Annotated in this window: 12 protein-coding genes; all 12 read right to left on the reverse strand. The window is 44.3% G+C overall.

From position 1 onward, the window contains the following. Positions 1–387: 387 nt before the first annotated feature. The 12 genes from hrcA to nifE all read right to left on the reverse strand — a co-directional run bounded on the left by hrcA (position 388) and on the right by nifE (position 13617). Complete coding sequence (gene hrcA / locus BLS16_RS01650) at positions 388–1419, reverse strand: heat-inducible transcriptional repressor HrcA (RefSeq protein WP_092329030.1); 1032 nt, start codon at positions 1417–1419, stop codon at positions 388–390. 186 nt (positions 1420–1605) lie between these two features. Continuing rightward, a complete protein-coding gene (gene hemW, locus BLS16_RS01655) occupies positions 1606–2772 on the reverse strand; it encodes a radical SAM family heme chaperone HemW (RefSeq protein WP_092329032.1) in 1167 nt (388 codons plus the stop codon). Positions 2773–2792: 20 nt separating this feature from the next. Continuing rightward, complete coding sequence (lepA, locus tag BLS16_RS01660) at positions 2793–4598, reverse strand: translation elongation factor 4 (RefSeq protein WP_092329034.1); 1806 nt, start codon at positions 4596–4598, stop codon at positions 2793–2795. Between the two features lie 337 nt (positions 4599–4935). Continuing rightward, on the reverse strand, positions 4936–5823 hold the full coding sequence (locus tag BLS16_RS01665; RefSeq protein ID WP_092329036.1) for an AraC family transcriptional regulator: 888 nt from the start codon (positions 5821–5823) through the stop codon (positions 4936–4938). 354 nt (positions 5824–6177) lie between these two features. Next, on the reverse strand, positions 6178–6804 hold the full coding sequence (locus BLS16_RS01670; protein WP_092329038.1) for a cyclodeaminase/cyclohydrolase family protein: 627 nt from the start codon (positions 6802–6804) through the stop codon (positions 6178–6180). Positions 6805–6819: 15 nt separating this feature from the next. Next, positions 6820–7719: a glutamate formimidoyltransferase gene (gene ftcD / locus BLS16_RS01675; RefSeq protein WP_092329040.1), complete on the reverse strand. Its 900-nt coding sequence runs from the start codon at positions 7717–7719 to the stop codon at positions 6820–6822. A gap of 271 nt (positions 7720–7990) precedes the next feature. Next, the gene (locus tag BLS16_RS01680) at positions 7991–9106 is read right to left on the reverse strand and encodes a homocitrate synthase/isopropylmalate synthase family protein (RefSeq protein WP_092329042.1); all 1116 of its coding nucleotides are present in this window, start codon (positions 9104–9106) and stop codon (positions 7991–7993) included. Positions 9107–9129: 23 nt separating this feature from the next. Beyond that, entirely contained in the window at positions 9130–9966 is an 837-nt protein-coding gene (locus tag BLS16_RS01685) for a radical SAM protein (protein ID WP_092329044.1), read from the reverse strand. 116 nt (positions 9967–10082) lie between these two features. Next, a complete protein-coding gene (locus BLS16_RS01690) occupies positions 10083–10352 on the reverse strand; it encodes a 4Fe-4S dicluster domain-containing protein (RefSeq protein WP_176786032.1) in 270 nt (89 codons plus the stop codon). Between the two features lie 96 nt (positions 10353–10448). Further along, positions 10449–10820 (reverse strand): NifB/NifX family molybdenum-iron cluster-binding protein, encoded by a 372-nt coding sequence (locus BLS16_RS01695; RefSeq protein ID WP_092329159.1) that lies wholly within the window; start codon positions 10818–10820, stop codon positions 10449–10451. 126 nt (positions 10821–10946) lie between these two features. Continuing rightward, positions 10947–12254, reverse strand: a complete 1308-nt coding sequence (nifN, locus tag BLS16_RS01700; RefSeq protein ID WP_092329046.1) for a nitrogenase iron-molybdenum cofactor biosynthesis protein NifN — start codon at positions 12252–12254, stop codon at positions 10947–10949. Beyond that, the gene (gene nifE, locus BLS16_RS01705) at positions 12232–13617 is read right to left on the reverse strand and encodes a nitrogenase iron-molybdenum cofactor biosynthesis protein NifE (protein WP_092329048.1); all 1386 of its coding nucleotides are present in this window, start codon (positions 13615–13617) and stop codon (positions 12232–12234) included. The genes nifN and nifE overlap by 23 nt, the downstream gene beginning before the upstream one ends. Positions 13618–13633 lie beyond the last annotated feature (16 nt).

The following is a 13633-nucleotide window of genomic DNA, read 5'->3' on the forward strand; positions in this document are numbered from 1 at the left end:
GCAAAATCACCTCTCGCAACATAATCACTATAAAGTGTTAACTAATTTATATAGAATGAACCAGAAGGCTCAGTCACCGCTTAATTTATAAAAATTCAGCTTCAATTCCCCGGTTCCTAGCTCCCGCCCACCCCAGCCAGGCTGGAGTGAACTTGCGCAGCGAACCTTTAGGCAGAGTCGCGTCAATCGAGCTTACATTACGAGGTGCCAGCGTGGCACGGGACTAGTCCATGGACGGACTGATGTCGCGATGCCAAGGACGGCAAGGAGCGACACACATTCAGAACAGCCCAGAGGTTTGCCAACGCTCACCTCGTAATCAAGCTCGATAGCGACGGCGCCGTGGTGAGTGGAGCAATTTCACTCCAGCCCCCCTCGCAACGCCCGTCACCGCCTGTGTCGCGTAAGAATTTCTGTCATACTCCGGGTCATAAAATCGACAATAGCTATAACTTTGGCGTAATCCATACGGGTCGGTCCCAGTACGCCCACCGCCCCGATGGTTAACCCATTGACTTTATAGGTCGCCGAAATCAGGCTGCAGTCACGAAATTCCTTCAATGTATTTTCTCCACCAATAGTTACATTTAGTCCTTCCTGGCGGGGGGTTAGCAGTTTTTTCAGAGGTTCATTATCTTCAAACACTTTGAAGAGTGTTTTGACCTTAGCTAAATCTTTGAATTCAGGTTGATTGAGCATATTTAGGGTGCCACCGAGATGGATACGTTCATCTTCCTCTTTACCATCTAAGATAGCCCTTAACATATCCATAGCGTTATCTATTAAAAGCCTTTGCCTCGACAATTCACTATATATTTCATGCAGCATGCTGCGTTTGACTTGACTTATGGAATATCCCCGCATCTTCTGGTTAAAGACCTCTGCCACATGCTGAAGTTCTTCTGCAGAGAGATTTTCGCCCACATCCAAAATATGATTCTCCACCGCCCCGTTTTCTTTGACGATGACCATAATAACCTGCCCGGGTTGATAGGGGAGAAAATGCATTTTCCCAAAGGTACTTTTGCCTTTATGGGGACCCAGCACCAGACTTGTCAGGTTTGTAAGCTCGGATAAGAGTTTGCCCGTATGAGCAATCACTTCCTGCAGCTCATTAATTCTTTTCGAGCTTTCACGCTCGATGATCTCCATTTCCTCGGCATTAAGCTCTTGAGGATCCATCAGACAGTCTACAAAGTATCGATATCCTGCGTCCGAAGGAATTCGTCCCGCAGAGGTATAAGGTTGTTCAATAAATCCCAACTCTTCTAAATCAGCCATTTCGTTTCGTATAGTTGCTGAAGATACGCCCAGATCAAACTTCCGAGCAATCGTTCGAGATCCAATGGGTTCGGCGGTAGCAATATAATCCTGAACTATCGCTCTTAATATTTTGCGTTTGCGCTCATCCATTTGCATATATGCTTCCCCGCTTTCTTGAGTGATCTTGTTTTATACAAAATGTACTGACAAGTACATACTCATTATCTTCTTCGTTGTTAGCACTCTACCTCGATGAGTGCTAACAGTTTATGTCTTCACATTACCACTTCATTTTGGCTTTGTCAAGAATCATTTCAAGATAAATATTTGGGATCTAAACCACTATACAAATTCTTGCAGGATGGAGTTTGCCACAAAGGAATACCGAGGATTCAAGCGGAAATACTCGTCCTCGACGATAAAAATATCAGTATCTTTATAGCGTTCCAAAACAGATCTATAAATATCCCTAAGATCAGTTCCGAAGTCAATTTCAAATTCTTTAAGATGAACCCCTGACTCTAGACGCAATCCCAGAATCATCCGCTCAGCCATACATTCTTGTAAAGACAATACCTCTTGACCGGTCTCATCAATGGGGCTTTTCCCCTCAGACAAGAGGTTTTTATAAGCACATACATCCTCAATATTTTTCCAGCGCACCCTGTTTACACATGATACACCGCCAGGTCCCATACCCAGATAATCCGCTCCCCGCCAGTATCCTAAATTATGGCGACACTCATATCCGGGAAGGGCAAAATTTGAAGTCTCGTAGTTCCGATAACCCTCCAGACCTAAACGTCTTACCGCCCATTCATGCATCTCCGCTTGCTGATCCTCATTCGGAAGGGTTTTTAAACAACCCCTAGTATTGTTAGTGTCATTACCTACCTCATATTGTTCAAAAAGCGGTGTTCCTTCTTCCAGCATTAATCCATAGAGGGAAAGATGCTCCGGTGAATAGGAGAGGGCCTCCTCCAAGGATGCCTGCCAGGCCCGCAGATCTTGTCCGGGTAATCCAAACATAAGATCGAGATTGAGGTTTTCAAATCCTGCCGATCTCAAGCGGGCAATGGCCTCACGGGCCTGTGCGGCAGTGTGCACACGCCCTACACCACACAACAAATCATCATCAAAACTCTGAATCCCTAGTGAAAACCTGTTGATCCCTAAATCTCGGATAAGCCTGGCCTTTTCCACTGTAATAGTCCCCGGGTTCCCTTCCATTGTCTGTTCGACTTCTGGGTTCATGGGGAAATACCGTTGAATCATTCCCAGTAACCCTTCTAACTGCAGCTCACTCAAAACCGTTGGAGTTCCACCTCCAATAAAAAGAGAAGACACCCCTGGAGGGGTATCTTTTTGCCTCTTTGCCATCTCTATTTCTAAGCCCTCTAAATACACAGAGATAAGATCCGAGGAGGAATTTTTTAGGGAGTGAGAATAAAACCCACAGTAGTCGCATTTTTGGAGACAAAATGGGACGTGAACGTATAAAGATGGCATACTCGTGCACACTCTTTCTTCTAGTCTTCGATCTGTAATACGGCCATAAAAGCATCTTGGGGAATTTCTACGTTACCCACTTGCTTCATACGCTTTTTCCCAGCCTTTTGCTTTTCCAGGAGTTTTCGTTTACGGGAAATGTCTCCCCCATAGCATTTAGACAAGACATCTTTTCTCATGGCATTAACGGTTTCACGAGCAATAACTCTACTGCCAATTACAGACTGGATAGGAATTTCAAACATGTGCCTAGGAATAATGCCGCGAAGCTTTTCGACAAGCTTCCTGCCACGATTGTATGACTTGGCGCGGTGCACGATAAACGAAAGGGCATCTACCATTTCCCCATTTAAAAGGATATCTATTTTAACAAGATCTGTTTCCTTATAGCCCGATAGTTCATAATCCAAAGAAGCATACCCTTTAGTTCTCGACTTCAATTGATCAAAATAATCAAAAACTATCTCACTTAGAGGAAGCTCATAAATCAGTCTTACCCGGCTCGTTGACACATAATCCATATTACAATAGGCTCCGCGCTTTTCTTGATTGAGTTCCATAATCGCACCAACATACTCAGACGGAACCAAAATAGTAGCCTTAACAATGGGCTCTTCGATACTGACAATCTGATCAACTTTAGGGAGATTGGAGGGGTTATCGATACTCAAAACTTCCCCATGAACAGTATTAACCTTGTAAATTACACTGGGTGCCGTAGTGATCAAATTTAGATCATATTCCCGTTCTAATCGTTCCTGAATAATCTCCATGTGCAGCAGCCCCAGGAAACCGCAGCGAAATCCAAATCCCAAAGCAATGGAAGTCTCCGGCTCAAAAATCAAACTGGCATCGTTTAGATGGAGCTTTTCCAAAGAATCACGCAATTTATTATAATCGCTCGCCTCGACAGTATAGAGTCCACAAAAGACCATGGGAGTTGCCTTCCGATATCCGGGAAGTGCTTCAGACGCAGGCTTATCTGCATCCGTAATTGTATCCCCCACCTGGGTATCTTTAACATTCTTGATGCTGGCGGCAATAAATCCTACTTGACCAGCCTTGAGTTCGTCGACAATACGCATTGAAGGAGCAAAAACTCCAACTTCAGTTACCTCAAAGGATTTCCCGGTGGACATCATCTGCATTCTTGTCCCTTTAGCAACTCTTCCCTCAACAATTCTGACATAGGAAATAGCACCTTTATAGGCATCAAACTTGGAGTCAAAAATTAAGGCTTTGAGAGGCGCTTCATCATCTCCTTGAGGAGGTGGCACCATGGTCACAATTCTCTCCAGGATCTCCTCAATCCCGATTCCCGTTTTTGCCGAAGCTAGAATAGCCTCACTGGCATCCAAGCCAATAACATCCTCTATCTCCTGTTTTACACGTTCAGGCTCTGCACTAGGCAGGTCAATCTTATTAATAACCGAGATCAGTTCCAGGTTGTTTTCTAAAGCTAAATAAACATTCGCTAAAGTCTGAGCCTCAATTCCTTGAACGGAATCGACAACTAACAGGGCCCCTTCGCAAGCAGCTAAACTGCGGGATACCTCATAGGTAAAATCTACATGGCCCGGCGTGTCAATCAAATTAAGCTCGTAAACCTCGCCATCCTGAGCCTGATAACTTAAGCGAACTGCCTGCAGTTTAATTGTAATTCCACGTTCGCGTTCTAAATCCATGGAATCTAGGACTTGTGCTTCCATTTCCCGCTTAGTCAAAGCCCCAGTATATTCAATCAGTCGATCAGCTAAAGTAGATTTACCATGATCGATATGTGCAATAATCGAAAAATTACGGATACGTTGTGAAGCTTGCGCCAAGATCCTGCCCTCATTTCTATAATCAAGTTTAAAATTGAAACCTAGATATTCTAAACACTAATTATAACAGCTAAGAGGGGGATTTCGCAAGATTTCCTGAATAAACAAGGCATAATCAGTCTTCACAACATAATAGGACCGACTAATCGGCCCTATTATGTGAAATATGATAGTTTGTACTTATATAATAGCTCTTGGACTTCCTGACTGAATCCGTACGTTACTCCTCCGTCGGGAAAAGAGGTCAAATTGTGCAGCGCTGCATAATTTGACCTCAACTCCAAGGGCAGGGTTTGTGATGCCAAAGGCTGTTTTTTCCTGGCTAAACAAGAAACTTCTAATCACCGGAATTATTTCTTTTTAATACAGGTATCCATATCTCACTTCGAAATGTTGGTGAACTAACATCCTTATGCTCGTTCCATAAGATCTCCGGCCCTTGAATTTGTTCATAGTTTGAGGATGGAAACCACTCGGAGTAAATCCGCCCCCAAATGTTTTGCAAAGTTTCCGGGAAGGGCCCTACTGCTTCAAATACCGCCCAAGTTGAGGCAGCAACATCAAGTTGGGTCAAGTTCTCCGGGCACTCCTGAGATGTTGCCACCCCAATATAATGATCCAGCTCTCCTTTTTCCTCCATTCGTCCAGAAGAGAAGTTCACGGATGCACTAATCAGGCCTAAGGGCTCGATATCAGAAAGAGCCTTCATCTGATTGATCTTCTCAAGATTTAAGCTTTGCCACATGGCGGCAATTTCCGGATTAACCCCGTGGAATATTATCGGAACCCTCTTCTTAATACCTACTATGTGAAAATCCCCTTTTTCTTCGATGCGATAGTTCATTTCATTGCCCCCTTTAATTGATAATTGGAAGGTCATCCTTGGAAAGGCTTTTAATGATTGGCCATTGTTTTTAGCTTCTGACGGTGTTACCCCATGCAAGTTTTGAAATGCTCTTGTAAAAGAGTCCGGAGAGCTGTAGCCATATTTCAAGGCAACATCAATAATTTTTGTATTCCCATGCCTCAGTTCAAAAGCAGCCAGGGTTAAGCGTCGGCGGCGGATGTACTCTGATAAAGTAACACCTGCCAGATAGGAAAACATTCGTGTGAAATGATATTCAGAGCAAAAAGCCAGCCTGGCTACTTCTTTAAAGTCAATATCCTCGGTGAGGTTTTCTTCAATATATTCAAGGGCTCCATTCATATTTTTTAGCAAATCCATGGTGCTGACCTCCTTTCAAGAATAGAATAGCAGAAATGAATTGAGACTATCCGACACTTCATGCCCCAATATGTAGGTCTAAATCCATTTTGACCGATAACACCTATATTATGTTCAAGTTAAGTTTAAAGTGTAAAAGTTTAAATTCCAAATTCTATAATTTATAAATCGATGGATAATATAAGCCCTGCGAAAACTTTGTCCCTAAAAATCAAAGTAATATTTCGATTAAAAAACGGTCTTTTCCACTGTCGAGTGGAAGAGACCGTTTTTGCTTTGATAGTTAGATATGTGAAATGTGGGATGTGAAACCAAGACTTAAAGTTTTCGGACGACCTCTTGCTATAGCCTGCCTTACCCAATGACTTCTTTAGCTTTGTCTAATATCAAATGATAAGTCTTATCCGCCTCTGCTTGCAGCTCTGTAAACTTAGCTCTAATACTTTGGAGAAACTCCTCATCTTTGATTGAACCCAGATTAATCTTAACGTTGAAAATCGCCCCCTGAAAGCCTGCATAAGCTGTAACTCCAGAAACTGAAGCATCGCAGGCAGTGTTGGGATTTCCGATTGTCAGGACTCTGATCGAAAGTTGCAAAACCTCAAGGCAACACTCCGCAACCTTAAGGGGCAGAAGAGTTGCTTGAATAGTAGCCTCCTGGATCTTTTCTGACCTATGAGCTTTCTCAGCTTCAGTCTCCTTAGGCAATTTATAGGCCTTCATGACTTCATTAAAAGCATCCGTATCCAGATCAACATATTCTAACAAACGATTCTTTAAAACAATCCCTTTTTCTTTTATTTGGACAATCTCCTCTTGAACACTGCTAAATTTGGGCTTTCCTTCTGTGAAATTACAAACCATTAAACTTAAAGCTGCACCTAAAGATCCAACCAAGGCCGCCGCACTTCCGCCTCCGGGAGCCGGCGAATTGCTCCCTAACTCTTCCACAAATTCACTGACCCTCTTGTCAATTAACAATATTCTCCCCCCATTTCAGTCTTCAACTAAGTTTTCTTCAAAAACCTGCTTCCGATCAAAGTTTTCTAAGCGTAAATAAAACTCAGCAACATCCAAAAGGGCCTGCATAGGAGTCACACCGATTAACTCACTGCCAATAACATTGACACCGTACCGTGCTGCCTCGGATTTAACAGTCTCAAAAACTCGGTACAAAGGTGTGCCGGTGTAATTAACCATGTTAATCGATACCTGCGCCACATCCCGATCCTCTAACATGACCCCCATGGCTCGAACATATTTAAATCCGCCTTTAACCTCTCGGATAGAATCAGCAATCTTTTTAGCAATGCTGAGATCATTGGTACCCAGATTAATATTATAGGCCACCAAAAACTGCCGTGCCCCAACGACAGTAGCTCCGGCGGTAGGATGCATCTTCGGCTGCCCATAATCAGGATGGCGCTCCGGTTGGCTGATCGCTTCTTTTAACCCTTCGTACTCTCCTTTTCTCACATCAGGGAGCCTTCTTCTGCCGGGAACTCGGGCAGCCTCTTCGTATAAGTAGACAGGAATATCCAACTTACTCGCAATTTCCGAACCCAGCTCATTAGCTAATTGTATGCATTCCTCCATGCTAATTTCTTTGACCGGTATGAAGGGAATTACGTCCGTCGCCCCAACCCGGGGATGTCCTCCTTGCTGTTGCTCCATATCAATCAATTCGCAAGCCTTAGCACAAGCATTGAAGGCTGCTAGCTTAACACTTTGGGGCTCTCCCACAAAGGTCACAACTGTCCGATTATGACTGGCATCAGGCTTAACATCCAGAAGCTTTACCCCCTTGACCTGCTTGACCTCGGATACAATAGCCTCAATCACCTCCGGACGACGACCCTCACTAAAATTTGGCACGCATTCAACGAGTTTTCCCATTCATTTTACCCCTCTCTAATTCAGTGACTTCCTGATTATGTAATAGAAAGCTTCAGTAAAGCAACTCCAGTTAAGACAAGTATAACTCCAATAATTTTACGTATCAAATTCTATGGTTCTTTGAGAACAACAATTTCATGATTATTGTAATAACCGGTCTGGGCACTTTCGAAAAAATAGGGTTCAATTGTCCAATTCAACGGTAAATGACAAAAACCTTCTTTACAAGCTTGGTGCTTAAAAGAAGGTTTTTGTCGCATCTTTTGTTCTATCATGAGCTCAACACAATTCCTAGGATTTCCTCTTCCTCCAGAGGTCTATCTAACTGGTCTATTTTATCAAGGGTCTTATTTAGAAGTTGATTCACAGTCTCTTGATCATGGGCCATTCCCCTGGATTTCAGGAGCCATACCACATTCTTAAACTTTGTCTGTTTACCAAAGGAGGTGGAATGCTTTCTGCCTACACTTTCCGGTGGAAAGGTTTGATAATTAGCAAAGTCCTTCTGGATTCCGTCAATGTGTATCGACGATGTATGAGTGAAGACGTCCGCCCCAATAATGGGTTTGGCCCGTGGGACTACACGGCCGGCGGCGGAACTAACCATTAAAGCAATTGAATTTAACCGTTTTAGATCTAGCTTCACCTCTTGCTTGAGACTATATTTCAGGGCAACAGCAACCTCCTCAAGGGCTGAATTTCCCGCTCTCTCCCCTAATCCTCCCACTGTGACACTGACTGCTTTAAAGCCTGCCTGGACTGCGGCCAGAGAATTTGCCGTGGCCATCCCTAAATCGTTATGGGCGTGGAATTCTAAAGGAATCTTCGAGGATCTGGCTAAATCTTGCAGCTTGAAGAAAACATTCAAAGGTTCCATGACCCCCAAGGTATCTGCAAATCGAATTCGATCAACTCCTAACTTCTCAGCCTCCGAAATGATCTCTTTTAAAAAATCCAAATCTGCTCGACTGGCATCTTCCAGTCCCAGCACAATATAACCGACTTCTTTTTTAGCTTCACTGACACATTGACCCATTTGCTCAAGAAGCCAAGCCCGATCCTTTCTTAGTTTATGCTTAATTTGCTGTTCTGAGGTAGGAAGGGAAATCGCAACTCCCTCAACCCCCGTTCGATAACTGGCCAGGAGATCTGCTTGAACAACTCGATTCCAAGTAATTAAACGCACCGGCAAATTCAAAGCTACCAGCTGAGAAATTTTCTTAGCTTCTGAACTGCCCATGGCTGGAACTCCTACTTCCAACTCATCGATGCCGGCATCCGCCAAAGCCCGGGCAATCATTTCTTTCTCCGGCCCATTAAATGAAACTCCCGGAGCCTGCTCACCATCTCTTAAGGTTGTATCACATAATAATACCCGCTGCTCCATCTTAAATAACTCCTTTTTAGTTTTTAGACTAAGCCGATGGCATCTGCCCGGCATTGTTGACAATGCATCATTTGCGGGAGAATAGAAGACAGAACGCTGCGATAATTCTTAATCAATTCAATCGGGGGGGCTGCTTTGTGAGCAAGTTTTCCTTGAGGGATCAAGGGCAGTAAATTATGGATATGGGCTCCTCTCTTTTTAACATCTAAAGCCAAACTATATAATAAATGCTCATTGATACCCGGCATAACCACCGTATTAACTTTTATAGTCATTCCGGCTTTGGCTGCCAGCTCCAGTCCAAGTAATTGATTATGGATCAGCACTCTGGCCCCACTGGGTCCAATCATAGTTTTCCCTTGCCAACGGACATGGCTGTATATCTTAGACCCCACCTGCTCATCCAGTGTATTAATCGTCACAGTAACATGAGAAACCCCAATATCCACTAATTCAGCTATTTTTTCCGGTAAGAGAAGCCCATTGGAACTCAAACAAAGAATCATATCCGGGAAGTTCTCTTTCACCTTCCTCAAAGTTTTAAAGGTTTCCTCATTAGCTAAGGGTTCTCCCGGTCCGGCAATCCCTACAACCGTTAATTGCGATCCAATGGCAGAGGATTTTGCCTTAAGGACTGTTTCAATGGCTTCATCTGAATTAATAACCTTACTGGTTACTCCTGGGCGGGACTCATTAGCACAATCAAATTTACGCACACAATAATTGCAGGAAATATTACACTCCGGGGCCACTGCTAAGTGTATTCGACCGGTTTTCCCGTGCCCTGAAGGTGAGAAACAAGGATGTCCTTGATTTAAATTTGAGCCGGCCATGTTTGCATGATTGCATTCTCTATGCATATTAATCTCTCCCATCGTTCATTTATTTTGTAATCTAACTCTCTCTTCAATAGTTATTTGTTTGTCATCATGCACACCTGGCCATTTATAGGCGAACCTTTGCACGTCACTTCCAATTAAGCAGTTTTCGGTTTAAATGAGTACGCTCGGCGAACGCAAACCCTGCCGCAAGCTTGACAACCAATACATTGATCCTTGTTAACAATCTTCGCAACATAGCGCTCCGTCCCCTCATCATCTTCAAAGCTTTCTATCCCTAAGCATTCTTGCCCACAAAGTTTTACACATCGCCCACATCCTAAACAGACATCTTTGTTGATTTCTTCCACATATTGGGGTGTCCAGGGCATTTCCCCAAAGGTTCTATACGTCAAAACCTCGCTCAAATTCTGCTCATCTCCTTTTAGTAATTAGAATATTTATGCTTGTAAGGCAACCTCCAAATTTGGGAAACTCCAATCTTAAAGGGCTTGCTAAGACTCCTAACTTTGGCTGTGTCCTAATTTCTTTTGCAGCCAAGGCGGCAGTCTCTTGGATTGCAGTAATTTATTGACCTTGATTAATTCCTCTTCAATAGGAGTTCCTTCCGTCACTTTTAACGGATGAATCCCACTTTGAACCAGCCGGGCCGCTGCCGGACCACCAATCTGAGTGCAATACACGATTGCACAGCGGTTAAGCATTTTGATCCGAACGTCAACCTTATCTTCGGATTCTTCCATATCCTCAGCCTTAAGAGATGTATGGATAATTCCTTGCGGGCTGTCTGTGAATTTATACATTTCAAAGGCTGGGGATGAAGCAAAATGCGAGTCAATTGTTTTTCCGTCGCTGCTGGCAAAGGCTATTAACATACCTTGACCCTCCTCGAAAACCATATTGTCTCCTTCTACCTTCTTGATTACTGGTGTCATATCAGCAATTTGTCCTTCATTTAAATGGCTTTTCATCCTATTTATACCTTTAACCTTAGGCCCTTTCTAACTTAATGAATTTAAAGTGTCAAAAAGAAATAACTGAGTTCCCTGATATCCGATCCAACATTTTTGCGGATAACCGGCTCGATCAAAGACCGGCAGCCCTGCTCTGAGGTGAGGAATCTTAAGGGCCCCTGCCGCTTGACGACCGTTGGAATTGGCGATTATCAGATTACTCTGCCCAGCCCTTTCCTCAAGGGTTTCCAGATCCCCCACTTCAATGGGGATTGGCAGAGCCGGAGTGTTACCCGCTCCCAATGATGCCGCTAAAGCTACAGAAATTTCCGAACCCACCTCCACTAAACAGGAACCCAAACTATACAAAAGATCCATTTCTAAAGCTATGGCCACCTTTTGCCCTCCCAAGGCGTCATGATAATCTGCCAGGGTATCCAGCAAGCGGCTTCTTTGCCGGAGAAGCTTCTCCGGAATTTCCTTACCCGAAATTTCCGCCAGTGTCAGGATAAATTTATCAGTTGCTGTTAAGCCCGTTAAGGATGGGAAATTAACATGAGGAACTCCAAAGGTGTTCTTCAGAAACTCGCCGGACTTCCCCATACTTAAGCCGAAGGAAAAACAAGCCTTACATTCCGGTAAACGTTGGAACTCTTCCAGCAGCGTTCCGCCTTGAACCACCGGAGCCGCCTCCAGTTCCGCATGCCCATCCAAAGAAATCGAAAGATCCGGAACTGTAATCACCTTATACCCAAAACTGCTTACAATTTCTTTAAGTTCATCAACATCCCCTGGAGTGAGATGACAACCGGGCAAAAGTATTACTGAAGGGATTTCAGCTCCATCCGCCGTCCGAATACCCTTAAACTTACCTGGCCCATAATTGGACTGTCCCGCTAAGGTCATAAGCAAGGCTTCCACTGTTCGCTGATACCCCTCTTGCATAGACCCGATATAGTCAGGTGTCCCGGCTAAAACCACCGGCAAATCCTGCAAATCCGGTCGTTCCGTGCGCAAACTCGCCAGAGCACTTACCATGTCATCCCCATAGGTTTCAGTGAGCCCGGAACTCATAACTCCGATGATTTGGGGCTTATATTTATCAGCAGCCACAGCAATTCCCTTTTTCAGATGATCCCAACCGCCGAAGATTACCGACTCTTCCAAAAGAGCTGTTGAATTAAGAGGAATGGGTTCTTTATAGTGTCTGGAAAGCTGCAAGCGAATAAAGGAAGAGCATCCTTGAGAGCCATGCAATAAAGCAAGTAGCCCGTTGACGCCCAGGTAAGCCAAAGTGGCACCTAAAGCAGGACTGTTTTTTTGTGGGTTGCCATTATAATGTCTGAGCTTTGTCATCTTGCAGTTCACCCTCTCTTGGCGGAAAATCCCCTTTTAAATGTCCCCAAACCGGACTGAGCACTGTGCGTGTTAAGGCTTCCGCAAAGGTAATCATCCCCTGATAACCGGCATAAGAAAGTTTTCGGCCATGGTTAATATCCAGAAAAGGAGTTCTTGTCTTATGAGCCAGATATTTGGTCTTCCCTCCGGCAACGATGAGATCCGGTTTCTTCTCTGCAATGATTTTGAGAAAACCTGCCGAACTTGTGTCTTCAATGATCTGCGCCGTGGGATCCATTAATTCTTTCATCCGTTGAAAATCTTCAGGAGTTGAGTTTTGAGTCCCCCCAGCTAAAATATTAATCCCTAATTCGGCCAAAGTAGACACCATAGACCAGGTCTTAACTCCTCCCGTGAATAGAATTGCCCGTTTATTCTCAAGCAGCTTTTTATATCCGGCAATAACTTGGCGAGTTTCCTCCTCTTTCTTTTGGACATAGACTAAGGTTCTTTCCAATAAATCCGGATCATTAAGGGCCTTGGCAATACTAATCAGGGTTTGGGAGGTATCGTGGATCCCGTAAAACGACCCTTCTATAAAAGGAATACCGTAACGAATTTCCATCTTCCGCACTAGGTTGGTCAAACTTTTGGAACAGATTAAGACATTAAGACTTGCCCTATGAGCAGACCGGATATCATCAAATTTGGCATCCCCGGTAATCGCTGTTTGCAGTTTTATCCCCAAGTTTTTTAAATCCGGCAACACCCCCCAAAGATCTCCGGCGATGTTGTACTCTCCAATCAGGTTAATAGAGAGGGGAATTTTCTCTTCCGTTCCTTCCGCTGTCCCGATAACCCGATCAAATAAAACCTCCCCGGCAATGCGATTGCCTATGTTTTTATCTCCCAAAAAACCCGGACAATTCACGGAAATCACCGGCATGGTCAGTTCAGCTGCCACGTCCCGGCATACCTTGTCGACATCATCCCCAATTAAGGAGGAGACACAAGTCGCGTAGACAAAGATTGCCTTGGGATTATGCTTAGCTGCCACTTCCAGGATTGACTCTTTAAGCTTAAGCTCACCTCCATAAATTACATCGTTTTCCATAATATCTGTGGTCAGTCCCCGTCTGAACAGTTGGGAACCGGAGGAGCGGGCTCCTCGGTTATCCCAAGAGTTTCCGGCACAAGCAATCGGTCCATGAACTAGATGAGCTACATCCGTGATGGGCATGAGCACAACTCGCGCCCCGTCATAAGCGCAGCTTCTCTCTGCGCCTTCGCCGGGTAGGGCCTTCATGCATAGCTTCGGGGAGCCGGCATCTGACATGCATTGCTTATCTTTGAGATCCAATTTAGTAAGATTGGTAAACACAAAGACCCCTCCGTTC

This window comes from Desulfosporosinus hippei DSM 8344 (assembly GCF_900100785.1).
Classification (GTDB): Bacteria; Bacillota; Desulfitobacteriia; order Desulfitobacteriales; family Desulfitobacteriaceae; genus Desulfosporosinus; species Desulfosporosinus hippei.